Genomic DNA, 23,742 nt, shown 5'->3' with positions numbered 1-23,742 from the left:
CTTTCCCAGGGTAATGCCAAATAATAACCCCAGAGCCAATACGCTACTGAGTAGCCCCTTTTTTCGTCGTTGTAGTGATAATTTTTTTAATTTTGTGGGCAATTTACTGACCCCTAGTTGGGACAGTCGCCTGCTGGGAGTCACACAGTTAGATATCCAAACCATTATCGACATTGGGGCCAACAAGGGACAATTTGCTGCAAAAATGCGCCGTTACTTCCCCCAAGCCCAAATTTTTGCTTTTGAGCCTCTGCCCCTGCCCTATCAACAACTCCGACAATGGGGCGATCGCCAGCAAAACCGGGTTCGTACTTTCAACTTGGCCCTCGGCGATCGGGTGGATCAATTGGAAATTAATAGCCATGTGCTTTTTACCGCTTCTTCGTCCCTCTTGCCAACTACGGAGCTTTGCGAAAGTTTGTATCCCATGGTGCGGGAGCAGGAAAAAATTATCGTCCGCCAATCAACCCTTGATGGGGAAATGGCACAATTTGAAAGAAAATTACTGCCGGAATTATTGATAAAAATCGACGTGCAAGGTTACGAAGACCGAGTAATTCGGGGCGGAGAAAAAATATTGGGCCAAGCTAAGGCTTGTATCTTAGAAATTTCCCTGGATGGTCTCTATGAGGGGCAATGTCAATTTCGAGATATTTTCCCACTGTTAGACAATCTCGGACTACGGTATGCTGGCAATCTGGATCAAGTGGTCGCTGCGGATGGCCATGTGCGCTATCTCAATGCCCTCTTTTTACGTCCCGATTAATGCTTTTAAACCCCACTTATGCGTGTTGAACCCTGTTGCCAAGCCCTATTAGCCCAACTTTTACCGGAAGTTGATCCCCAGCGCCAGGGAGTATGCATTGATGTGGGGGTAGGAACCTTTGCCTTTTATTGTCAAATTTTTGCTGAGTTGAATTTTAAGAGTTTGGCGATCGAGCCTTTACCAGTGAAAGCATTAAAAAAATTAGCGGAGCATCCCAAATTAACTCTTTTACCTGTTTGTTTGTCTAATCAAAATGGAGAACAAACTCTTTATGTTGGTAAATTTGCGGGCATCTTCAACAGCAATTTTAGTTCCCTTTCCCCTCAATGGTTCGGTGCTTCTGGGCAGGCTCGCCAGGTAAAAACCATCAGCCTGCAAACTTTAGTAAATCAACAACAAATTGAGCAAATAACTTGTCTAAAACTCGACATTGAAGGTTGGGAATGGACAATTATTCAACAGTTAGAAAACTTAGACGAAAAGCTTATACCCGCTGTGGTGATGTTTGAGTATGGCGGGGGAGTAAATCGTGGACAAAATCAAAAAGGCTGGGCCCCAGAATTTTTCCAAAATACATTAAACATTCTGAAATTATTAAAAACCCTCGGTTACGGCCAGGGAATTTTGTTGGATTTCGCCCCGGACTGCAAGGAAATAGTTTTTGATCTTCATCAACTAGAAGTAACCGAGCTAGAAAAGCTTTTTCCTTCCGAAAGTGTTTACGGCAACGTGATTGTTTTCAAAGATTATCAAGCCAAAGAAAACCAGCTATCCCAGATCTGTCAACCCTTTTATCGAGTTAATTTGCTGGAACGGCTGGTAAATATCTTAGTTTCCCGATAGTAATTAGGGCTGAGCCTGAACAGGGAATCCTTTTTGTCTGAGGAATTCCGCCGTTGCCGCATCAGGATTGTAACGGAAGCCAAACTGAGCCTCCGTACTATCGGGGATGATCTTAGGAGTTAACAATATAATTACTTCAGATCGGTCAGTTTGATCGGAGGAAGAACGGAAAAGAGCCCCAATTACCGGCAGGTCTCCTAAAATAGGCACTTTACTCGTGGTTGCTCTCTGTATTTCTGAAATAATTCCTGAGAGAATAAATGTTTGGTCGTCCCTGAGTCGTACCTGACCGGAAGTGAGTTCACGTTTATTGATCAGAGTGATCTCGTTAATAGCTCCGGCGCCACTATCAAAAGTTTCCTGCCCAGCAGGGGAAGCAACAATAGGATTAACCCGTAAAGTAATAAAACCATTATCATCAATCCGGTCAATGATAACATTTAATGTCAAGCCCACATCTTCTAGTACGGGAGTGATAGTCCTTACCGCCGTGTTACCTTGGGTATCAACTTCGGTATTAACACTGGCAATGACAGATTCCGTTAGTTTGACCTGGGCTGATTCTCCTTCTTGAACAATTAGGGTCGGATCCGTCAAAATCTTAGCGTTACCACTTTGAATTTGGGATATGATCTCTGCCTGAAAACTCCTGGGCGGTTCATAAAAAGAAGGAAGATCTATGGTAATTGTCCCGTCTTCAGCATCAAACTCAGTAATTCCTGGCAAGAATGGATTAGCTGCATTCGCGGGGAGACCGGGATAAAAAAACTGGGGACCAAAGAATCTTTCGGGGCCGCCAGGTTCTGATAACGGACGGAGGTTACTGCCAAATGGTGGATTCGGTACGATGAAATTTATGGGGTTGCTAGGATCGAAAAATATGTTTGGGTCATCGATTGCAAACGGATTGGGCAGTACAGGAGGATTGCTGGCTCTACCTATGGGAGTAATTAAATCAGGTACTTGTGGCGGTGCTCCATCGCCAAATCGCATTAGTGCCGTGCCTCGATCCTGCACAAAATAACTGTTGCCAATACCAAAAGCAAAACTACTGTTGAAGTCTTGAATATTATTTAGGTTAATGTCAATAATTTTGACGTTCACTGCCACTTGGCGACGGCGAGCATCCATTTGCGTGATCATGGAGCTAGCCAATTCCACATTACGGGGTTCGCCCACCAAAGTTACAGTGTTCAAGCGTGGATCAGTACTAACTACCAACCCTTCCAGGATTAAAACTGAAGAGTCGTTGGCTGGTTTTTGAACAGTTAAGGGAACTAGGGTAGGAGGCTGCTTAATTACCCTTGGCGGAGCGTTCTCGGCGAGTTGGACATCTTCTTGGCCCTCGAAGAGAATATTCACTTCAGCCCCTTGGGAAGCCAATGTACTGGCTACAGACTCAGCGCTGGCTTGGTTCAACCGGATGGTGCGGGTAATAATATTTCGTGCTGAAGGCAACAGACTAGCCCCTGCAAAAATGGTGTTACCCCGACGACTAGCTTTGAGCCCTGACGCCATCAGAACGTAGTTAAAGACATCCTGAACACTTTCATTTTGAATATCCAGAGTGATAGTGGATTGAGCTTGGGGAGGAGCATCTTGTCCACCTGGAGGAGTACCAGGGGTGGGGGTACCTTCATTGTTCTGATTGTCTGTGAAAATCAGGTTCATACCGGCATAACGAGTCAACACCGCCAAAACTTCCCGGGCTGGGGCTTCTCGTAATACTAAACTCGGTACGTTAACCTGACCCCTTTGCCCAAGATCAATCATGTCGAAGGACGCATTGATATTGGAAATAGCCAAATCTCCCACCGGTGGGGGCACTGCCCTAGAACGGACAGGAGCCACGGGCACAGCGGGGGACAAAATACTGGGATTACCTACTCTCGCTCCTCCCTGGGGAGCACCACCCTGTTGTTGAATAATAATTTCCGGATTGGGAAACATGACTTGTCCACTGCCCGCTGGGGGAGGAGGCATAGGACGGCTGGGGGGAGCCATTTGAGCAACACTGGTCTGGTTCGGTTCTGGAAAGTTTAAAGCTAAGGGATCGGATAGGGCTTCCAACTCCTGCACTAGCAACTCAATATTCGTTAACTTTTGCCTTGGCTTGATAAGAGATTTGGTCTGAGTCAACTCCAATGATGGTGACCAAGAATCAATATCTCCTTTTTGCTTGAGGGACTGCTCCAAATTTTTTTCAAACTTTAGCCAATCTCGACTCGAGTCACTGGCGATCGCCGTTTCTAGATTTGCGCCAAATGTATCCGACTGGGGCAGGGTTTCCGCCTGGGCGGGGGCCATAGTCAGTAAACAGCAGGCTACCATTTCCGTCGTTAACCAAAACCGAAAATTTTTCACAGAATTGCTCCTCACACACCAATTAAAATCAATTATTGAATAATTATTCAAAAACCGTAAGACCGTTAGCGATAATTTATCAGTAAAATTGCCCACTAGGGAGCCGGAGGCGTTTCTCCTTCCGCTGGGGGTTGTCCCTCCTGGCCAGGTGGCGGCGGTGGGGGAGTCAGGGCCGCAATCTCCTCAGGGGTTAATGGCATAAACACCTCCAAAGTTAAATCTGTAGTCAGAGTATCCGACGCATCGGTCTGTACTTGCACGGTGTCCCCATCCCTGACCACATTGACTGGAAATTCTGGGTTGACCAAACTAGTCCGCAAATTTTTCATTAAAATCAGCGGCTGTAGCCGTTCAATGTCCCTGATTAAGGCCAAGGTTTGGCTAAAGCCACCGGCCATGGAAATGGTATAGGTTTGCCGCTTCAGCCGATTATTGACGTTGGCCCCCAGACTATCATCAGCAATCACCACCGGCTCTCCCTGGGGCAAAAAACTCAATAACTTCATGTCCCTATCGACGAACAAAGTGTTGAAGTTATAGAGGATTGTGTTCAAATCCTCGCTATTGGCATAGAGTTCTAGTACCGTTGCTTTTCTCTGCTGCGCTTCCTGTAACTGCACCTCCGCATTAGCCAAACGACGCATCAAAATTTCCGGGGATTGCTGATCAACCTCGGCCTGCTTTGCCTGTTCATCTTGCTTAAGTTGTTGATACTCCCCCAAAGCTGGCATGAAAAAATTGAGCAACACATAGCCCATGGCCAGCAAGCCAAGAATCCCTAGGCTGATGCCACTTACCTGGGGAGTAAAAGTTATCCCAAATGCCGTCGGATAATTGCCCCCGGCGTCAAATTCCTCATCAATAATTGTCGTTGTTGACGAATACTCTTCACTGTAGCTAGTCATGACACCCCTCTAAAAACAAATTCAGTCGCAATTGTTGGTAATAAATTAAGGTTGCTAGTTTGACGGCTCCGGTGGAGGAGCATCCCCTGTCGGTTCCACAATCGGGGGAGGGGGGACATCCGGCACATCTGCTGGCCGATCCAATACCCCCTTGAGCTCTAAAAACTTAAACCGGGCCACTAAACCCGCCGCCCCATTTTTAATTAATGCTGTTATCAGATCTTTGTCTGGGGTGTTAGTGATTTCCGTTTGGATGGTGTAGCTCACCCCCGCTGGAATCAAAACCGTAGAAGTGCCCTGGTCAGCTTCTGGTTCCTCTGTGCCGCCCGTTTGGGCTGTTGTGCCTTCCCCGGTAATGGGTAAAGCTGCTGCATTGGCCGTCATTAACTGAGTTTTATTAGCCTGTAAAAACTTTGAACTCTGTAAAGTGAGGAGAAAATCATTTAGGGCGCCGTAGTTCCCGGCAAACCCAGACAGAGTCAACACGTTTCCTTCCTGTTGGATACTTTGTAACTGTACTTCCTGGGGTAACTGATTAGTAATCTCCTGCAACAAAGCCGACCAAGGCTTAATTTGATTAAACACAGCGATTAAGCCGTCCGCATCCTGGTGGGCCGCCGCTGTTTTTGCTTGCACTTCCTGGATTTTCTGCTGTTCCCCCTGTAGTTGGGTCAACTCTGTTTCTAACTGTTGAATATTGGTCTGGGCGACACCCTTTTGCCAATTTATCAGCAGCACTCCCAACCCAGCTAAAGCAGGTAGTAGTACCATCACCCCTGCCCCAATGTAAAGCGGCATTTGTTTCTGTAGATCGTCCCCCGCTAGGGTAATGCTGGTGGTTTGGGTGGACCGAACAACGTCAGAGTTGCGGTCCTTGAGAAAGTTGACGTCTAGGCTATACATGGGAGGGTTTCAGTGGAGTATGGCATCGAATAAAGAAGAGGAGTGAAGTAACTAACAAGTATGGGCAAGGCGAACAAGTCTAAGGAGCTAGGCTTCCCGGATACCCAATCCCAAAACCGTGGCCAGACTGGGACGTTCTACGTCAGAAAAGTTCTGATCAGTATCGATCGCCAGGGCTTCAAAGGGGTCTACCTTGACAGTGGGAATACTTAAGCGTTGGGTGAAATACTCGTCCAATTGGATCAGACCACCACCGGGACCGGCCAAGAGCAACTGCACCAGTTCCAATTCCTCACTCTGGTTGAGGTAGAAGTTGATGGACCGCCGCAGCTCATCAGTTAGTTCCCCCATGACCCGCATTAGGGCGTTCATACCGGGATTAACCGCTGTGCCTTGGGTGCTCATAGTGTCGAACTGGGTGACGGGAATGGTCATACCCTGCAAAATTTCTGGGTTGCGGGAAGGGGGCAAATTCATCGCCCGGGAAAGGGCATTCTGCATCTGGTAGGTGCCAATGGGAACTGTGCGGGAAAATTGGGGCACTCCATCCACAATGATGGCAATTTCCGTGCTGTCGAATTCAATATCCACCAGCACCGCCGCCTCCCGGGAACCAAACTGCCGCAACTGTTCCCGAATGGTTCTAATCAGGGCAAAACTATTAATTTCCAGCACATCTACCTGGAGCCCCGCCTGCTGAAAAGTATCTAGATAGGAATCGGTTACCTCCCGACGGGTGGCAACCAACAACACCTGCACCTTTTCAATGCCGTCTTCATCCTCGAACAAGCCTAGTTTTTGGTAATCCAAATCCACTTCTTCCCTGGGATAGGGCAAATACAGGGCCGCTTCGTGGTTCAGCACCATGTCGCGCAATTCATTTTCGTCCAACTCCGCCGGCACCGGCAGCATACGAATAATGGCCTCCCGCATGGGCACCGCCGTCGCCACCTGCTTGGTGTTAATGCTATGCTCGCCCAGCAGTTCCTGAATAATTTCCGCCAGGGCCGGAGAATCAACGATCTTCCCCTCCTCAAAAATTCCCTCCGGAATGGAAGCGTGGCCAAATTTCCTCAGTTTATAATTCTGACCCTGGGAAGTAAGTTGGGCAACATTAACCCTTTCGGGGGTAATTTCTAGCCCTACCCCGGAGGATTTACGGCTAAATAAGCTAGTGAGACGGCTAAACATGGGGGTTGCGGTAACCGCTGGCGATGATAAAACAAAATTATTAAGGAGTAAGGGTGGGAGGTGGAAAAAATCTATCAGTCTATGGTACTGTCCTGGCCAACACTGTCAATAACAAGTAACAAAGTGTTAACTCAGTCTCAATCAAAACTCCGCTGAGATCTGACCGGAGGCCAGTCAACAAAGTTTACAGTGCCTGGCCGCGGATTTTAGCGGAAAAACCCGAGGCTTTGAACTGTTCTAACTGCAAAGGTAGGGGTTGTTGGGCGGGCACGTTGATACGCACCTCAAAGTTGCTTTTTCCTGGGGGAATTTCGGCAATGTTACCCAAGCGGGTGCGATTTTGCATGGCCGGTTCGTGGTTGGCATCGTAGATACGGCCAAAAACGTCGGCATCATACACTGTTTTCCCCGTCCGATTATTGGCAATGCCGGTTACTAAAAAGCAGTTGGCCGGATTGCTCGAACCACTGCCCACATTGCCTTCCGCTAGGTCTGCCGGACAGGGTTTGTAGTCAATTTCCGTCAGGGGTACTTCAGTCAAGGCCCAAGCGGGCATGGCGATCGCCAAGGAGAGACCGGCTATGGCCAGGATGACAAGAAAAGACCGCAGAGCAGTTAGAAACATAGATTCAGAGGAAAACGAGCGTTAATGCCTTAAAAACCGGGGGCGGTGGGGGGCAGAGGAGGATTCCCAAAGCGGGTGTATTGAGACCAATCTTCCAACAGGGACTGGTTAAAGGGGTCTGGTAAGTCCCTGGTATGGATCACGGTGCCCCTGGTTTGTTGCTCCAACGCATCTTGGTAAACAGCTTCCACCACTGCCGCGTCTTCAGCAATCATGTTGTCAAAGTAGGAGCCAGGCCAACTGCGCCAACCGAAAATTTTGTTAGCTTGTCCAGAAATACTGGTGAGGTCGTAAAAACGCCCTGTGGAATTGTAGGAAGCTCGGGTGAAAACATTCTCCAGGGTGTCCCCAGCGGCGATGGATGTTTCTTTTTCTTCCATAAACTGCCCCAATTGTTGCCGGGAGGCCAACATTCTTGCCTCCAACTGAGTTAGGCAGGCGCTCAAACCGGCGGCAAACTCGTTGCGGGTCAAAGCCCGATCGCCACGGAAAGTTCTATCAGGGTAACCAACAATACAACCGTAGTTATCGACTAAATTCCGCAGTGCTTCGTAGGCCCAATTGTTGGGGGACACGTCCCGAAACTGGTTAATGCTGGTGACCTGCCCCAAAAGCTCTGTATAGGCTTGGTAACTCTGGTCATAGTTGGCTTGGGCCGTTTCTTTGTCCGGGGCTGGGGCCGCCATACCAGGGACAATACTAACGGGGTTGGCGATCGCCGGAGCGGCCATTCCCCCCAGTAGCAATCCCCCTAGGGCCGCTAATAAACAAGATTTCATCGATCGGTTAATCATCACAGAACACTCCTCAACCAAAATGACCAACGGACTGGAAAATAAGCCGCAAAAGTTAATAAAATTTAATATTTCGTCAGCGTAACCGGAGGTGTGGGCGATCGCCTGCCAGTCAACACCAATCTAGACGGCGATACCTAATAAATGTAACCCAATTTCCCCCAGGCGTAACCTTTATCCACAATTTCTCCCCCTTTTCGTCCCCGGAGCAAAATTTATGGTTAAAACATCACCGATGGATGAGGGTGCGGAAGAAAAATTTAGGCAGGGCCAACATCCGCCGCCAGCGCCAGGGTTCTTGGTAGAGCCGATAAAACCACTCCAGGTTATAGCGACAGAAAAATTCCGGTGCCCTTTCCTTAGTACCAGACCACACATCAAAACTTCCCCCTACCCCAATCCAAATCCCTTGGGGACAAAGGTGGCGGTGGTCCCGAATCCAATACTCCTGCCGAGGAACGCCCAAACCGACCAAAATTAGACAGGGCTGCTCCTGGGCCAGGGTTTGTTGCCAAGCTTTCTGCTCCGCTTCAGTTAAAAAGCCATGGTTTGCCAAAATTTTCAACCCTGGATATTCCCCTTGCCAACGTTGGGCCGCCAGCTCAGCAATGCCCGGTGCCCCTCCATAAAAGGCGATCGCCTGATTCCTCTTACTCCGGCCAATGTGACGCACCATCGCTTCCGCCAGTTCAATGCCAGGGCAACGGTTTTGCTCGATGCCTTCCAGTTTCAAATAAATGGTTACCCCAGCCCCGTCGGGAATAACCAGTTCCGCCCGCTGGATAACTCGCTGCACCGCCGCTTCTTTTTCGGCCAGCATCACCATTTCCGAGTTGAGGGTAACCACGTGGGCCCCTTGACCAAGGGCAAGACAATTTTCCAGCCAATGGCCATAGTCATTGCACAGATGTACCGGTACGCCAAAAACAAACGCTTGTTGCAGTGTTAGCTCAGCAAAGTCGGTGGCCATAGGGAAAATTAGGTTGGGAAAAAGGGCCGGTTTAGATGATGCCCCTGGACTGTCACATGGGAAAAATCTGCCACCATTGGGGGGTTTGGCTGTGCAGAATTAAGAGGCAAATTGGGATTTCGCAGATACCCTCTAGGGTTGAATATCAAAGAGATGGTTGTTGGGCAAATTACTAATGGAACGCTGGAGTTGGTTCAAGGACTGGTTATAGCCAATAATTGCCTGCAGGAACCGTCCCCGGGCGTTGGCCAGATCACGTTGGGCATTAATAACATCGGTTTGGGTCCCCACCCCAGCCTGGAAACGCAATCGGGCTAAACGGAGAGCTTCTTCAAAACGAATGACGTTGGTGCGGGTACTACCAATATTTTCTTTATTGGAGATTAGGGTGTAGTAGGATTCCTCTACCTCCAAGCGAATTTGATTTCTCTGTTCAGCAAAGGTGGTTTTGGCAATGTCCATTTGGCGATCGGCCCGGCGGGCTTCAGCCAATGCTCTTCCCCCGTCAAAAAAGTTCCAGCGTACCCGGGCGGCAAAGGAATAACCATCCACTAACCCGGCACTGCTATCGAAATTGTTTTGGTAGGTGTAATTAGCCAGAAAATCCACCCTGGGTTTCATTGCCGCCAGGGCAATGTAGCGGTCCTGTTCACTCACCTCAATTTGCACTAATTGCTGTTCTAATTCAGCTCGATTTTTGTAAGCTTGCACAATGCTTTCATCGAGGGGTAAGTTCCAATCCCCCGCTTCCACAATTTCATCAGCAGCGGTTAATTCCACCCGTTGCCCCACACTCAGCAGTTGGGCCAGGCGGCGGCGGGCATTGCGTTGATCAGCGATCGATCTGGTTAAAGCTTCATTAGCAGTGGCCAAATCCCCTTCCGCCCGTAACACATCAAAACGAGTCCCTAAACCAGCCTGTTCCAGAAGGCGGGCATCCCGTAAACTCTGGGAAGCATCCTCCACGGAAGCCTGGGCGATCGCCACCTGAGCATCGGCCCCTTGGAGAGCATAGTAACGATCCGTAGCTTCAAAGCGGGTTTGTTCCGCCACCACTTCCACTTGAAGGCGACTGTTTTGCACCAACTGCTCCGCCTTAGCAATTTGGGCACTCCTTTCCCCACCGGCATAGATACTGTAGGTCAAGTTAATATTACCCACCGCATTGGTGCTGGTTTCCGGGCGTAATTCTGGGGTGATGGTGGTGGTTTGATCCTGGTTGGCAATGAGGGCATTGTTGGCTTCGGCCGCCGCACTACTATCCCGACTAAAGGTGAAATCTGTATCTAAATTGGGGTAGAGGGCCGCCCGGGCAGCCATTAAACCAGCCTCTTGTTGCTCCAGGGATAGCTTGGCCTCCTGTAGCTGTTCATTGTTCCTAAGGGCCAAAGCAATAGCTTCGTCCAAGGTAATGGCCTGCCGTACCGTGGTATCCACCTCGTCGGGTTTGGTGGGAAACATGAGGGGATTACCAGAAGGATTCAAACGCTCATCGGGCATGGCGGGGGGTAACTCAGGCAAAGCGAACCCATTGGCGCTACTCTCCGTTCCTGTCTCCACAGATGGGAGGGGGGTCTCAGCGGGAGTAATAGTAGGACTTTGGGCCACGACGATCGTCCCCTGGCCGCCACTGAAGCCGGGCAAAAAGACACCGACGCTGGTGCTGAGTAGCAACAACAGAGTGGAAGAAGACCAAAATTTGAGCGGATGGATTGATTTCATTGGGAATGTGACCAGACAACTCAGCCGTAATCGCAAAAGGGGGAAACGCTGTTCGCTAAATAACTTACCGCATTGCCCTAAGAATTGTAACCAATGTTATTCGACACTGTAGGCTACGGCCCCCGATCGCCGGGGATCCCCAACCCCTTCCAGGGTCCCAGCGCTAGTGATGGCAACCCCATGGACTCCCCCAAAAAACATATTTTGTTCTGTCCAGAGGGTACTCTCGGTATCATCGTCAAATTGCAGTTGGGCCAGAATGTCAGCCACAGGGGTTGGCTCCAAATCCAATTTGTGGGCTTCCCAATGGATACGTCCCTGCCCCACCGCTTTAGTTAACGGTAATTGGTAATCCAGGTGATGGCAGACCACCTGCAAAATGGCACTGCGAATACGATTTGATCCCCCTGACCCCAAAACTAACTGGGGTTGTTCCTGATCCAAAAGGATAGTGGGGGCCATCATCGATGATAAACGTTGCCCCGGTTGCCATTGGTAAAATCCCTGGGGATTGAGGTCTTCTTCCCCCAACATATTGTTCAGCATAATGCCTGTGCCGGGAATAAAATGCCCCGACCCCTCCCCATTGGAACTGGTTAAACTAGCGGCATTGCCCTCCCCGTCCAAAACACTAATGTGGGTGGTGCTACCCAATTTGTTGGCCAGGTAAGATGGTTGCAGCTTAGAGAGGCGATCGCCGTCGAGAAATTTGGCCTCAATATCCTGGCAGTGGAGATTGCCATCCAGGTATTGCCGGCGAGCCCTGTTGCTCAGGGCCATTACCTGGCTAAAAAGTTGGATTTGTGCCGCACTACCCAACGGATATTGGCTTAGGTCGTACTTTTCGAGCAACTGCAAGGCAAAGGCAATCAGAATGCCCCCAGCACTGGGGGGAGGATTTGTTAACAATTGCCGTTGGCGATATTGGGTCCGCAGGGGGGGACGAATTGTCACTTGATAGTCAGCCCAGTCCTTGGCAGTTAAGGCACTGGCTTTCCCCAAAGATGCCAACACCCACTCGGTTAATTCTCCCCGATAAAACCAATCAGGGCCGTAGCGGGCCAATTGTTCTAGCACGTCCGCAAACTGGGGCAGATAGGCTTTTTCCCCTTGGCGGAGAATTTTTCCTTGGGGGGCGTAAAATTGTCTGCCTTCCTCCTGTTGGGTCAGAATCGGCTCCAACAGGCGATTGGTAAAATCATTGAAACGGTTGAGGGTAAACCCCTGGCGAGCATATTGCACCGCTGGTTCAATCAAGGCCTTGAAAGGTAAGCGCCCCAGTTTCCTGTGTACCGTAAACAGCCCCGCCACCATCCCCGGCACGGCGATCGCCCCTTTGCCAATGTGGAAAGTTTGCCAAGCTCCCCCAAAGTTGAGGGCCACGGGGTAGAAGTCCACTGCTTTTTCCCCGGGATTGACTAGGGGTGTTTGGCAAAAGAAGTCGAACAGGTAACTTTTCTTAGCCGCGGTCTGGGCCAACAAAAAACCCCCTCCTCCCAGGGAAGTTAAACCCGATTCCACCACACAGGCCGCCAACACCGAGGCGATCGCCGCATCGAAGGCATTGCCCCCCTCTTCCAGCATGCGTTTGCCCGCTTCCGCTGTTTGGGCATGGCCCGCCGCCACCACCCCAATGGTTTTATCCGCCATAGCAGTTTGAATAAAAATCGAAAATTAAACCTAAACCGCCGGGGCAGTTTTGGTTGTCAGGGGAATCACTTCCGCTTCATTACTTTCCCTCGCCACTCGCACCAGCAACCCCGCCAGCACCAAGCTTGATAGACAGGAGCTGCCACCATAGCTAAAAAAGGGCAGAGGCAAACCGGTGGTGGGTAGAGCGCCGCTGGCCACGCCAATATTGAGCAAAGATTGGCCCACTAGAAAAATTACCACCCCTAGCCCAATTAACCGCTTGACCCGATGGCGACAACGCATGGCTACCCGCAGTCCCATGGTGGCAAATAAGCCGAGAAAAAGCAGAAAAGCAACGCAACCCACCAGCCCAAATTCCTCCGCAAAGACCGCAAAAATGAAATCTGTGGTTTGTATGGGCAAATAAAATAATTTTTGCTGGGACATGCCAAATCCTCGACCTAAAATCCCCCCAGAGGCGATCGCGTATAAACTTTGTACCAATTGATAGCCATCGCCCCTTGGATCGGCAAAGGGGTCCAGAAAAGAAGTCACCCTAGCCCTTTGATAGTCCCGAATGGAGATACTGGTGACAGCGGTGATTATCCCCAATAGGGCAGTGGAAATTAGATAACCCCAGGGAAGACCTGAGGCCAGGGCAATCAGCCATAAACCCATGCCACAAAGGGCGGTGGTGCTCAAGTTGGGCTGGAGCAAAATACTGCCCAGGGTCAGCCCGAAAATGCCCAACCAGATGAGGCGAGATCGCCAGGGAAAACGATGCCAATTACCAAACAAATTAGCCGCCTGGAGCACTAAACAGGGCTTCATAAACTCCGACGGTTGGATCAAGATTGGCCCTAAACTAATCCAGCGACGGGCCCCATTCACTTCCACCCCTAAGCCGCTTTTAGTTAGAAAAATCAACAGTAAAACTACAACTAGAAACCAGGGCACTAGCTTGAGACAGACCTGTAGGGGCAGACGCACCAGAAAATTAAAAATATTTAGCCCCAGCCAGAGGTAGGCAATTTGCTTGAGGATAATGCTCAGACCCGTGCCACTGGTATCCAGACTTTCCGCATAGGAAGCAGAGAATAGCACCACCACCCCGATCGCTATCCAGGCGAAAAACAAAGTCCGCATCAAACGGGCTTCCCCCGACCATCGCAGTACTTCAGGGTCATAGAAGGGAAAAATGATTCGGATTAGATTGGCGGCGGTGATCATTGGGCTAGCGATTTTCGTAAAATTGTAACCGCCCCACCCCTAAATCCAAACCAACGGGGGCCGGCCCTGGGGGAAAAGCTTGCACCCGAAATTGATAAACCCCCTCCACCTGTGGGTTTTGCTCCGCCAGCAAAGCGATAGTGACGGTATTGCCGGGGGCAATGGGAGGATCAAATTGCACCACAATGGTTTGGGAGTCGCCACTGGTGGAAACGGCAGAACTGGACAAGTCGTTGCCCCGCTGGGAGGGCATGCCCAAAAATACTTCCGTTTGGCTTAAATCCAGGCTAATGGGAGAAGGATTGGGTTGTTGATGCAGCACCACTTTGCCGAGGGGCTCAATTTCCCCCGCAGGTAGACTAATACTAAAGAAATACCTGCTGTTGGGAATATTAACGCCGTTGAAGCTGGCATCCACATCGGCCAAACTGGGGGGAGTACCGGTGAAAAAGGTGGCATTGGCGGGGAACGGATCCGTTTGTGCTTGGACAACGATCGCCGGGGAAAGAACTAACCCCATCCCCACTAGGGTGCCCAACAGCGAGTAGAAATTTTTCAGCATGGCCTATGGTCCTGACTCCTGATCAAAGATAAACGAATTGGCGATCGGTCTAGTTCCCAACCCAAGTTATTATACGAGGCAACGAATTGACAGTGACATTAGTGTTCCCTTTGGTCAGGATAGTTTAACGTGACTCACATTCTTGGCATTTCTGCTTATTACCACGACAGTGCGGCAGCTTTAGTAAAAGATGGCGTTATTGTGGCGGCGGTGCAGGAAGAACGATTTACCCGCAAAAAACACGATGCTGCTTTTCCCTCCCAGGGTATCAACTACTGCCTTGCCGAAGGAGGAATTAGCCTCCAGGAAGTGGATTACATTGTTTTTTACGAAAAACCCTTGGTGACCTTTGAACGGTTATTGGAAACTTACTTAGCTTTTGCTCCTAGGGGACTGCGGTCTTTCATTGCGGCCATGTCCGCTTGGTTGCAGGAAAAACTTTATCTCAAGACTGTGTTGAAAAAAGCTCTGGCGGAACTGGGCGACTGTCAGACTAAAGAGCTGCCCCCCTTGCTTTTTAACGAGCATCACCAATCCCACGCCGCCTCTGCCTTTTTCCCCAGCCCTTTCACCGAAGCCGCCGTGTTGTGTATGGATGGGGTAGGGGAATGGGCCACCACTTCCCTTTGGTCTGGCCACGGTAACCAGTTAACACCCCATTGGGAGATTCACTTTCCCCATTCCCTCGGTCTGCTTTACTCTGCTTTTACCTACTACACGGGTTTTAAGGTTAATTCCGGCGAGTATAAGCTCATGGGTTTGGCTCCCTACGGTGAACCCAAATATGTGGACCTAATTTTAGACAACTTATTGGATCTCAAGGCAGACGGAACCTTTCGTCTCAACATGGCCTATTTCAACTATGCCACCGGTCTAACCATGACCAATAAAAAGTTTGCCGACCTGTTTGGTGCGCCCCGGCGATCGCCAGAGAGTCCTTTAACCCAGCGGGAAATGGACATTGCCGCCTCCATTCAGGTGGTGACAGAGGAAGTGGTGCTGCGCCTCGGTAATACGGTGTATGAAGAACTCGGTTTAGAAAATCTTTGTTTAGCTGGGGGGGTCGCCCTCAACTGTGTGGCCAATGGTCGTTTACTGCGGGAAGGCAAATTTAAAAATATTTGGATTCAACCCGCCGCTGGGGATGCAGGGGGGGCGATCGGTTCTGCCCTTTCGGTGTGGTACCAGTATTTACAAAACGACAGGACGGCGCACCAGCCCGATGCCATGGCCGGTTCCTACCTAGGACCCCGTTTCAGTAACGAAGACATTGAAGCCTATCTCAAAGACCCTGCCGTGGAAGCTGTGTACGACTATTATCCTGATGGGGATTTATTCGACAAAGTGGCCCATATCCTCGCCGGAGGCAATGTGGTGGGGTGGTTCCAAGGGCGCATGGAATTTGGTCCCAGGGCTTTGGGGGGAAGGTCGATCCTGGGGGATCCACGCAATACCACCATGCAATCGGTGATGAATTTGAAAATTAAATACCGGGAATCTTTTCGACCCTTTGCTCCCTCGGTGTTGGCGGAAAAAGTAGGGGATTATTTTGTCTTGGACCAGCCCAGTCCCTACATGTTGATTGTGGCCGATGTGCAGGAAGAACTGCGTTTGCCGCTGACCCCAGAGCAGGAGCAATTATTTGGCATCGAAAAGTTAAACATTCCCCGCTCCCAGCTCCCCGCCATTACCCACGTGGATAATTCTGCCCGTATTCAAACCGTCCACCCGGACACTAATCCCCGCTATTATCAGTTGCTGCAGGCATTTGAAGCGTTAACTGGCTGTGGGGTTCTGGTCAACACTTCTTTCAACGTGCGGGGAGAACCCATTGTTTGCACCCCAGAGGATGCCTACCGTTGCTTTATGCGGACGGAAATGGATTACTTAGTGTTGGAAAATTTCGTTTTAGCTAAAACGCCCCAGCCCCAACGGCCCCAAGACCAACAGTGGCAAGATGAATTTGAGTTGGATTAATCCTTGAGCCTTGCCATTGCAAAAAAACAGCCGTAACTCCGAAAAGTTAAACGGCTGGATAAACTAACTAATGGCTTTGGCCAACTTTAAAAGACCAACGCTTCGGCGATCGTTTTGTTGTAGATGATTCGCCCTGGAGTCGTTTGAATGTACTGGGTGATGATTTCCCCGTCCGCTGCTTCCCGCACCTTCCGTTCCCGATAATATTTCATTACCGTGCCATCTCCCAATTCCTCGGTTTTGAGAACTTCCGTATCTGGTTTTTCCGTCACTACCTCCTCATCCAGGTGACGAATCCAAATTTGGGCGTGGAGGTCCACCTGGCCATGGTCGTAGGCCCGCAGAGCGTCTTCAATACCGGCAAAGTAACGTCCGGCTCCCTTCTGGGCGTTGGGATTTTCCGCTGTGAGGTAATAACAGCCCAGTACCATATCTTGGGAGGGCGCCACAATGGGCTTCCCGGTGGCAGGGGAAAGAACGTTGTGGCAGGCTAGCATTAATAGCCGGGCTTCACACTGGGCTTCCAGAGACAGGGGCACGTGTACCGCCATTTGGTCACCGTCGAAGTCAGCGTTAAAAGCGGGACACACTAGGGGATGGAGTTGGATTGCCCGTCCCTCCACCAAAATTGGTTCAAAGGCCTGAATACCCAAACGGTGTAGGGTGGGGGCCCGGTTGAGCATGACAGGGTGGCCGGTAATCACTTCTTCCAGCACGCTCCAGATTTGGGGGTCTCCCTTGAGAATTAACTTCTTGGCTGCTTTGATATTGTTGACAATGCCCAGTTTGATCAAGCGGTGAATCACAAAGGGCTGGAAGAGCTCGATCGCCATTTCCCGGGGCAGCCCACATTGATAAATTTTGAGGTTGGGCCCCACCACAATGACGGAACGACCGGAGTAGTCGACCCGTTTACCCAAGAGGTTCTGACGGAAACGACCCTGCTTACCTTCAATGATGTCGGAGAGGGATTTAAGGGCTCGATTGTTGGCCCCTACCACCGTGCGACCCCGGCGGCCGTTATCAATGAGGGCATCCACCGCTTCCTGGAGCATCCGTTTTTCGTTACGGACAATAATTTCCGGGGCGAGGATTTCCTGCAAACGGGCCAGACGGTTATTACGGTTGATTACCCGCCGATAAAGATCGTTTAGGTCAGAGGTGGCAAACCGCCCCCCATCTAACTGCACCATAGGGCGGAGATCCGGTGGAATAACAGGAATCACATCCAGGGTCATCCATTCCGCTTGGGAGTGGGTAGCGATGAAATTATCAATTACCCGCAGACGTTTAATGAGCTTGGCCCGCTTTTGCCCTTTACTGGCCAGAATTTCTTCCCGTAGCTTTTCCGCCACTTCCTCCAGTTGCAATTCCGCCAATAGCCGTTGCACTGCTTCGGCACCAATGCCCACTTCGATGCCTTCTAGTTCCGAGTCTTCGGCATAAATTTGGTCTTCGATTTCCACCCACTGGTCTTCCGTCAACAGTTGTTTATACTGCAAATTGCTGGCGTTGCCGGGGTCAAGTACCACGTAGGCGTTAAAGTAGACGATCTGCTCCACATCCCGCAGGGCCATGTCCAAAAGGATGCTGAGGTAGCTAGGAATGCCTTTGAGGTACCACACGTGGGTGACGGGGGCGGCCAATTTGATATAGCCCATGCGGTGACGCCGGACGCGGGATTCCGTTACTTCTACGCCACAGCGTTCACAGACAATGCCCCGGTGCCGTACCCGTTTGTATTTGCCGCACCAGCATTCCCAATCCTTGGAAGGGCCGAAGATTTTTTCACAGAACAGACCGTCCATTTCCGGCTTTAAGGTCCGGTAGTTAATGGTTTCGGGTTTGGTCACTTCCCCCACTACGGTGCCGTTCGGTAGGGTGCGTTCTCCCCACTGGCGGATCCTTTCGGGGGAGGCGATCGCAATTTTGACGTAATCAAACCGAGGTTCTGATTGGGCTTTCATGCTGGGCAAGGAACAAAAAATTTCAGACCCTTCATTGTACGATATTTATTGCCCCCTGGAAGGCGAACAGGATCAATCAATGGGGCTAATTTCCTAACTTGGAATAATTTTTCGGTTGGAGGACAGCGTTTTTGCCAAACTTTCTTGGGGGTAAACTAGGAACTCGGTCTGGTGAAAAAAGTCCGATCTGTTGTAATGTCTGGGGGAAGTGGAGGCCTCTAGGGGCACTGCCTGGCTTTTCGTCGGCCCAAGCCTTGGTTGAAAGGTGAAGATGTTTCAATATATCTAAAGCCGTCGCCAATTGTCGCTCAGCTATTTGCCAAACCAAATTTCTCCGTCCTTTTATTTGTTGCTATGAGTCTGACCATTGCCGATTATCAATCCTTTTTGCAGGAAATTGAACCCTTTGCTCAACTCCCTGCTCCGGCGATCGCCGAGATAGCGGCAAAATTGAGGCCGTTAAGGTTTCGCATGGGACAGATAATCCTGGCCCGGGGAAAGTTGGCCAATAATGTCTATTTTTTAGTCAGTGGCCAAGCAAGGTTGCTGGGTTATGACCCCGGCACTGGTTACCCTGCCACCATGGCTTTGCTCCAGAATGGGGCAGTGATCGGCGATAACAATGCCATCAGAAATGTCCCCTGTGAAACGGCGATCGCCTCAACGGAAACTATTTGTGCCAGCCTAACTAGGGACGAATTTTTGGCTTTGGTGGATAAATATCCAGAACTGGCCAGGGTTTATCGCCACCAGTGCGGTCGGGTGGAACTGTTCGATTTATTGGGAGAACAACTGCAGCGCACCGCCCAAGGCAATGTGGATTTGCGCCAGCTGACCCTAGAAATGTTGCCCCACAGCCAGGTGCATCAGTTGGAACCAGGCAGCCATAATCTGCCCAGCAACTTGCCCGATCCGGAGAAGCTCTGGTTGGTGAGTAGTGGGGAGTTGGAACAATGTCCCCGGGGTAGTGCCCTGCCGGCCTCAGATTCTCCCCTTGTGCTCAAGGCTCAAACACCCGTACGTCTAATTGGTATCCCTCCCTTGCCCCGGTTTTACCCTGGGGGTTCTGGACAGAAACACAATGGTGGTGGCAACGGCCATGGAGAAGTGCCCCTAGCGACAGTGACCCCCCTGGCCCCGGAGGATTCCCCCTGGGATGACATTCCCTATGCCGATCCTAACCAGTTGGGGGAGCCATTACCAGAGCCCACCGTGGTCAAATCTGGGCGCAAAAACTATCCCATTGTGCGGGGGCAGAATCCCACCGATGCCGGGGTAGCCTGCTTCCAGATGATTAGTCAATATTTCGGTATGCCTTTCCGCCGGGATATTATCCAACGGATTGTCACCGAAGAAATTAAGCGCAGTGAGGCCCTTTCCTTACCTATTTGTGGGGCAATTATTGAATTGATGGGCTTGACTAGTCAGTTGGTGCGGATTCCCACCGGTGTTTTTGGGCAAATGCAGGTTCCTTTTCTGATCCGTTGGCAGGATAGCCTCGCCTTAGTGTACGAAGTTGGCGATCGGGAAGTGAAAATTGCCGTGCCGGAGCTGGGGAGAAGAGGGACAAGGGGAGGTGCTGATGATGCATCCTTCCAAAGACACCCCGCAACAGAGATTTGGCCTGAGTTGGTTTTGGCCAGCGTTGGTGAAATATCGCCATATTCTCCTGTTGGTGTTTGTGGCCTCCTTTTTTGTCCAACTATTTGGCCTGGCCAATCCCTTGATGATCCAAATCATCATCGACAAAGTGATTGTGCAAAACAGCAAAGATACTCTGCAGGTGTTGGGTATTGCGTTGGTGTCGATCGCCATTTTTGAGGCGCTTTTGAGCACCCTACGAACCTATTTGTTTGTAGACACCACCAATCGCATCGATATGAGTTTGGGGTCGGAAATCATTGACCACCTATTGCGCTTACCCCTGCGTTACTTTGAGAACCGCCCAGTGGGGGAAATTTCCACCAGGGTCAACGAACTGGAAAATATCCGCCAATTTTTAACCGGCACTGCCCTGACGGTGGTACTGGACTCAGTGTTTTCTGTGGTCTATATCGTCGTCATGATTATCTATAGCCCCCTGCTGACGGCGGTAGCCCTGGGTATTGTGCCTATTTTTGTTGTTTTGACCCTGGTATTTTCTCCCCTGATCCGGAGGCAATTGCGGCTCAAGGCAGAAAGAAATGCCCAAACCCAGTCCTATCTGGTGGAGGTGATGTCCGGTATTCAGACCGTTAAAGCTCAAAACATTGAGTTGCGTTCCCGCTGGCAATGGCAGGACAAATATTCCCGTTACGTGGGGGCCGGCTTCAACACCGTTATTACCTCCACCTTAGCCAGCTCCTCCAGTCATTTTCTTAACCAGCTATCCGGTTTATTGGTGCTCTGGGTGGGGGCATCCCTAGTGCTGGACGGGGATTTAACCCTGGGTCAATTAATTGCTTTTCGGATCATTGCCGGCTACGTGACCTCCCCCATTCTGCGTTTGACCCAACTGTGGCAAAACTTCCAGGAAACTGCCCTGTCCTTGGAACGGTTGGCGGACATTGTTGATACGCCCCAAGAATCGGAGCGCGATCGCCAAAACATCCCCATGCCAGAAATTGCCGGCGAAGTGAAGTTTGAAAACGTCAGTTTCCGGTTTAAAAAACAGGGACCCCTGCAATTGAGTAATATCAATCTTTCCTTCGCCCCTGGAACCTTTGTGGCCCTAGTGGGGCAGAGTGGTGCTGGCAAAAGTACCCTGACCAAACTGCTCTCCCGACTGTACGAACCGGAAGGGGGGAGGATTTTGGTGGATGGCCTTGATATTGGCAAAGTAGAACTCTATTCCCTCCGTCGCCAGGTGGGGGTAGTGCCCCAGGAAACCTTGCTCTTTGAGGGTACGGTGCAGGAGAATATTGCCCTCACCAACCCCGATGCCAGCACAGAACAAATTATTGCCGCCGCCAAAGTGGCCTCTGCCCACGAGTTCATCATGACCTTACCCAACGGCTATAACACCAGGGTGGGGGAACGGGGCGCTACCCTGTCCGGGGGACAAAGGCAACGGATTGCCATCGCCAGATCGGTATTACAACGCCCTCGTATTTTGGTGTTGGACGAAGCCACCAGTGCCCTGGACTACATCACCGAACAACAGGTTTGCATTAACTTGGGTGATGCTTTTAGGGAACACACGGTTTTCTTCATTACCCACCGCCTTAGTTCCGTCCGGAGTGCCGATGTAATCGTTATGATGGACCAAGGTTCCGTTGTGGAACAAGGTAGCCATGAAGAATTAATGGCCCTCAAGGGACGTTACTATTACCTCTACCAACAGCAGGGAGCCGGCAGTGACGATGTTTAATTCCCTGGTCTAAACCGTATGAATTTTTATTAACTAGCCAGACGGCCTGTCCCCATCGGTTTTAAAACTTTGTCTATACAATTAGCGTAAATAATTTCCTCGCCTAATCACTTCTTTGTCCATCATCTTTGGCGATCGCCTCTAGAACTATGAATAGCCCTATCCAAAAAAACGTCCCCCAACGGAACGGCCACAGCCCCAAAACCATGGATGCAGGCACCTTGGCCGACGTCAAGGAGAAAGAACAGGAGAAGGCCGCCAAAACCCCCGTCGCCCTTACGTCCAACTCATCCCTATTCCAACCGGAACAGGCCATCGTCATGCGTCAGTCCCCCATGTGGGCCCGAGGCATTGCCATTGCCATTATGGGAGTGACTGTTGTGGCTGTGACCTGGGCTTCCATTGCCACCATTGAACAGGTGGTGCCCGCCACGGGGCAATTAAAACCTATTGATAAGGTGAAAGATATCAATGCACCACTGAACGGGGTGGTGAAAGAAGTGTTGGTGGAAAATAACCGCAAGGTCAAAAAAGGTGAAGTGCTGGTGATTATGGATTCCAGCAGTACCCAGGCAGAATTGACCGCCGCCCAAAATGTGCGTGCCAAAATCCTCCAGGAAAACGCTTTCTACCGTACCCTCCTGCAAAACGGCTTGGAAGGCAGTGCCCTCCAGAGGGCCGTCACCCAACTTAACCTACCCTGGGAAGTTGTGGCCCTAGCTAATAATCGGGCGGAATTGATTAATGAAAATGAACTTTATCGCCAACAATTGGGGCTAAGAACCGCCAGTGGGGAAGGAAAACTCACTTCTGAACAGCTTTCCCGTCTGGAAATGGCCCGCTTTGAACTGGGCAGTCGCATGACCGCCGCCGAGTTAGAAATTCGCCAAATTCAGAAACAGTTGGAACAAGCCGGTTTGCAGTTGAGGGCAGAAAGAAGCCAATTGCGGGAAGACCAAAAAATCCTAGCTGGTTTATTGGGGCGCAACGAAGCGGCCCTCGCAGAAGCCGAGAAAAGCCTGGCCATTGAGGCGGGCATTGTGGACAGCATGACTCCTTTGCTGGAAGAGGGAGCCCTGGCACGGTTACAGGTGGAAAAACAACAACAGTCCCTCAACGACAGAACCCAACAGTTAATCGAGCAAAAGGTTAACACCGTGGTGGAAGTGGACCGCCAAAAACAACAAATTGAGTCCCGCCAAGCGGAAATTCAGCGGCTGGAAACGGAGCAATTGCGCCTCCAGTCCTTAATTTCCCAGGCCCAAGCCCGCCTAGCCAACACCAGTGCCGTCACTGACAAGGATATTTACGATCGCCTGGCGGATAATGATAAGCGGCTGGCGGAAATTAATACCCAGATCACCAAAATTATTGTTGATAACGACAAACGGCTCACCGAGTTAAACGGGCAGATTGAAAGGAACAAGGTCAACCTGGGCTATCAGGAAATTACCTCCCCGGTGGATGGGATAGTTTTCGATCTCAAAGCAACCCCTGGTTACGTTACCCCCCCCAACCAAACCGAACCTCTGCTGAAAATTATCCCCGCCGATAGTTTGATTGCCGAAGTAGACGTCACCAACAAGGACATTGGCTTCGTTCGCACTGGTATGCCCGCCGACGTGCGCATTGACTCCTTCCCCTACAGCGAATTTGGGGGGGTCGATGGGGTGGTGGAGTCTGTCGGTTCCGATGCTCTGCCCCCAGATCAAACTTATCAATATTATCGTTTCCCCGTCAGAATTAAACTGGATAGCCAGGAATTGGTTAGCCAAGGGCGAGAGATTCCCCTCCAATCGGGGATGTCCGTGACGGCCAACATTAAAGTCAGGGAAAAACGCACGGTGATGAGTATCTTCACCGAATTATTCACCAAGAAAATTGAAAGCCTGGAAACTGTCCGTTAATTTTCCTAACTTTGTGCTCACCCATGGTCGCTGCC

Annotated in this window: 16 protein-coding genes and 1 pseudogene; 5 read left to right on the top strand and 12 right to left on the bottom strand. The window is 50.5% G+C overall.

All coding sequences use genetic code 11. The features are described from left to right. Positions 1 to 13 precede the first annotated feature (13 nt). Positions 14 to 766: an FkbM family methyltransferase gene (locus IQ217_RS07800; protein WP_194019510.1), complete on the top strand. Its 753-nt coding sequence runs from the start codon at positions 14 to 16 to the stop codon at positions 764 to 766. Between the two features lie 18 nt (positions 767 to 784). Then, the gene (locus IQ217_RS07795) at positions 785 to 1,609 is read left to right on the top strand and encodes an FkbM family methyltransferase (RefSeq protein WP_194019509.1); all 825 of its coding nucleotides are present in this window, start codon (positions 785 to 787) and stop codon (positions 1,607 to 1,609) included. 3 nt (positions 1,610 to 1,612) lie between these two features. Here IQ217_RS07795 and IQ217_RS07790 read toward each other — a convergent pair whose 3' ends face one another. The 11 genes from IQ217_RS07790 to IQ217_RS07740 all read right to left on the bottom strand — a co-directional run bounded on the left by IQ217_RS07790 (position 1,613) and on the right by IQ217_RS07740 (position 14,507). Continuing rightward, positions 1,613 to 3,973 carry a secretin N-terminal domain-containing protein gene (locus IQ217_RS07790; RefSeq protein ID WP_338116534.1) on the bottom strand — a complete coding sequence of 787 codons (2,361 nt, stop codon included), beginning with the start codon at positions 3,971 to 3,973 and terminating at the stop codon, positions 1,613 to 1,615. A gap of 95 nt (positions 3,974 to 4,068) precedes the next feature. Beyond that, the gene (locus IQ217_RS07785) at positions 4,069 to 4,878 is read right to left on the bottom strand and encodes a pilus assembly protein (protein ID WP_190596364.1); all 810 of its coding nucleotides are present in this window, start codon (positions 4,876 to 4,878) and stop codon (positions 4,069 to 4,071) included. 54 nt (positions 4,879 to 4,932) lie between these two features. Next, positions 4,933 to 5,781 (bottom strand): PilN domain-containing protein, encoded by an 849-nt coding sequence (locus IQ217_RS07780; protein WP_194019507.1) that lies wholly within the window; start codon positions 5,779 to 5,781, stop codon positions 4,933 to 4,935. A gap of 87 nt (positions 5,782 to 5,868) precedes the next feature. Continuing rightward, entirely contained in the window at positions 5,869 to 6,972 is a 1,104-nt protein-coding gene (gene pilM / locus IQ217_RS07775) for a type IV pilus biogenesis protein PilM (RefSeq protein WP_190596361.1), read from the bottom strand. Between the two features lie 184 nt (positions 6,973 to 7,156). Then, a complete protein-coding gene (locus IQ217_RS07770; protein ID WP_194019506.1) occupies positions 7,157 to 7,597 on the bottom strand; it encodes a hypothetical protein in 441 nt (146 codons plus the stop codon). A gap of 29 nt (positions 7,598 to 7,626) precedes the next feature. Further along, positions 7,627 to 8,421, bottom strand: a complete 795-nt coding sequence (locus IQ217_RS07765; protein WP_228025717.1) for an iron uptake porin — start codon at positions 8,419 to 8,421, stop codon at positions 7,627 to 7,629. Between the two features lie 199 nt (positions 8,422 to 8,620). Then, positions 8,621 to 9,361: a WecB/TagA/CpsF family glycosyltransferase gene (locus tag IQ217_RS07760; RefSeq protein ID WP_194019505.1), complete on the bottom strand. Its 741-nt coding sequence runs from the start codon at positions 9,359 to 9,361 to the stop codon at positions 8,621 to 8,623. 132 nt (positions 9,362 to 9,493) lie between these two features. Continuing rightward, entirely contained in the window at positions 9,494 to 11,083 is a 1,590-nt protein-coding gene (locus tag IQ217_RS07755) for a TolC family protein (protein ID WP_190596354.1), read from the bottom strand. A gap of 96 nt (positions 11,084 to 11,179) precedes the next feature. Further along, positions 11,180 to 12,733 carry a gamma-glutamyltransferase gene (gene ggt / locus IQ217_RS07750; RefSeq protein WP_194019504.1) on the bottom strand — a complete coding sequence of 518 codons (1,554 nt, stop codon included), beginning with the start codon at positions 12,731 to 12,733 and terminating at the stop codon, positions 11,180 to 11,182. Between the two features lie 30 nt (positions 12,734 to 12,763). After that, positions 12,764 to 13,945: an FtsW/RodA/SpoVE family cell cycle protein gene (locus IQ217_RS07745; RefSeq protein WP_194019503.1), complete on the bottom strand. Its 1,182-nt coding sequence runs from the start codon at positions 13,943 to 13,945 to the stop codon at positions 12,764 to 12,766. A gap of 4 nt (positions 13,946 to 13,949) precedes the next feature. Then, complete coding sequence (locus IQ217_RS07740) at positions 13,950 to 14,507, bottom strand: DUF2808 domain-containing protein (RefSeq protein ID WP_190596348.1); 558 nt, start codon at positions 14,505 to 14,507, stop codon at positions 13,950 to 13,952. Positions 14,508 to 14,636: 129 nt separating this feature from the next. Here IQ217_RS07740 and IQ217_RS07735 point away from each other — a divergent pair, with 129 nt between their 5' ends. Beyond that, positions 14,637 to 16,484, top strand: a complete 1,848-nt coding sequence (locus IQ217_RS07735; protein ID WP_194019502.1) for a carbamoyltransferase N-terminal domain-containing protein — start codon at positions 14,637 to 14,639, stop codon at positions 16,482 to 16,484. Positions 16,485 to 16,570: 86 nt separating this feature from the next. On the opposite strand, the gene rpoC1 is transcribed toward IQ217_RS07735, so the two are convergent. After that, positions 16,571 to 18,451 carry a DNA-directed RNA polymerase subunit gamma gene (gene rpoC1, locus IQ217_RS07730; RefSeq protein ID WP_190596344.1) on the bottom strand — a complete coding sequence of 627 codons (1,881 nt, stop codon included), beginning with the start codon at positions 18,449 to 18,451 and terminating at the stop codon, positions 16,571 to 16,573. A 354-nt stretch (positions 18,452 to 18,805) separates the two neighbouring features. On the opposite strand from rpoC1, the pseudogene IQ217_RS19485 reads away from it, so the two are divergent. After that, positions 18,806 to 21,800: pseudogene (locus tag IQ217_RS19485) on the top strand (peptidase domain-containing ABC transporter). A 149-nt stretch (positions 21,801 to 21,949) separates the two neighbouring features. Further along, on the top strand, positions 21,950 to 23,707 hold the full coding sequence (locus IQ217_RS07720; RefSeq protein ID WP_190596340.1) for a beta-barrel domain-containing protein: 1,758 nt from the start codon (positions 21,950 to 21,952) through the stop codon (positions 23,705 to 23,707). Positions 23,708 to 23,742: the final 35 nt, after the last annotated feature.

Origin of the sequence: Synechocystis salina LEGE 00031 (assembly GCF_015207985.1) — a bacterium.
In the GTDB taxonomy this organism is placed as follows: domain Bacteria; phylum Cyanobacteriota; class Cyanobacteriia; order Cyanobacteriales; family Microcystaceae; genus Synechocystis; species Synechocystis salina.
The sequence above is the reverse complement of the archived record's forward strand: the minus strand, read 5'-3'. Positions and strand labels throughout refer to the sequence as shown.

What these genes read in the sequence shown, in the direction of transcription:
- IQ217_RS07800 (WP_194019510.1), top strand. Translation starts at nt 14, where the DNA reads ATGCCAAATAATAACCCCAGAGCCAATACGCTACTGAGTAGCCCCTTT.
- IQ217_RS07795 (WP_194019509.1), top strand. Translation starts at nt 785, where the DNA reads ATGCGTGTTGAACCCTGTTGCCAAGCCCTATTAGCCCAACTTTTACCG.
- IQ217_RS07785 (WP_190596364.1), bottom strand. Translation starts at nt 4,878, where the DNA reads ATGACTAGCTACAGTGAAGAGTATTCGTCAACAACGACAATTATTGAT.
- IQ217_RS07780 (WP_194019507.1), bottom strand. Translation starts at nt 5,781, where the DNA reads ATGTATAGCCTAGACGTCAACTTTCTCAAGGACCGCAACTCTGACGTT.
- pilM (WP_190596361.1), bottom strand. Translation starts at nt 6,972, where the DNA reads ATGTTTAGCCGTCTCACTAGCTTATTTAGCCGTAAATCCTCCGGGGTA.
- IQ217_RS07770 (WP_194019506.1), bottom strand. Translation starts at nt 7,597, where the DNA reads ATGTTTCTAACTGCTCTGCGGTCTTTTCTTGTCATCCTGGCCATAGCC.
- IQ217_RS07760 (WP_194019505.1), bottom strand. Translation starts at nt 9,361, where the DNA reads ATGGCCACCGACTTTGCTGAGCTAACACTGCAACAAGCGTTTGTTTTT.
- IQ217_RS07755 (WP_190596354.1), bottom strand. Translation starts at nt 11,083, where the DNA reads ATGAAATCAATCCATCCGCTCAAATTTTGGTCTTCTTCCACTCTGTTG.
- ggt (WP_194019504.1), bottom strand. Translation starts at nt 12,733, where the DNA reads ATGGCGGATAAAACCATTGGGGTGGTGGCGGCGGGCCATGCCCAAACA.
- IQ217_RS07745 (WP_194019503.1), bottom strand. Translation starts at nt 13,945, where the DNA reads ATGATCACCGCCGCCAATCTAATCCGAATCATTTTTCCCTTCTATGAC.
- IQ217_RS07740 (WP_190596348.1), bottom strand. Translation starts at nt 14,507, where the DNA reads ATGCTGAAAAATTTCTACTCGCTGTTGGGCACCCTAGTGGGGATGGGG.
- rpoC1 (WP_190596344.1), bottom strand. Translation starts at nt 18,451, where the DNA reads ATGAAAGCCCAATCAGAACCTCGGTTTGATTACGTCAAAATTGCGATC.
- IQ217_RS07720 (WP_190596340.1), top strand. Translation starts at nt 21,950, where the DNA reads ATGAATAGCCCTATCCAAAAAAACGTCCCCCAACGGAACGGCCACAGC.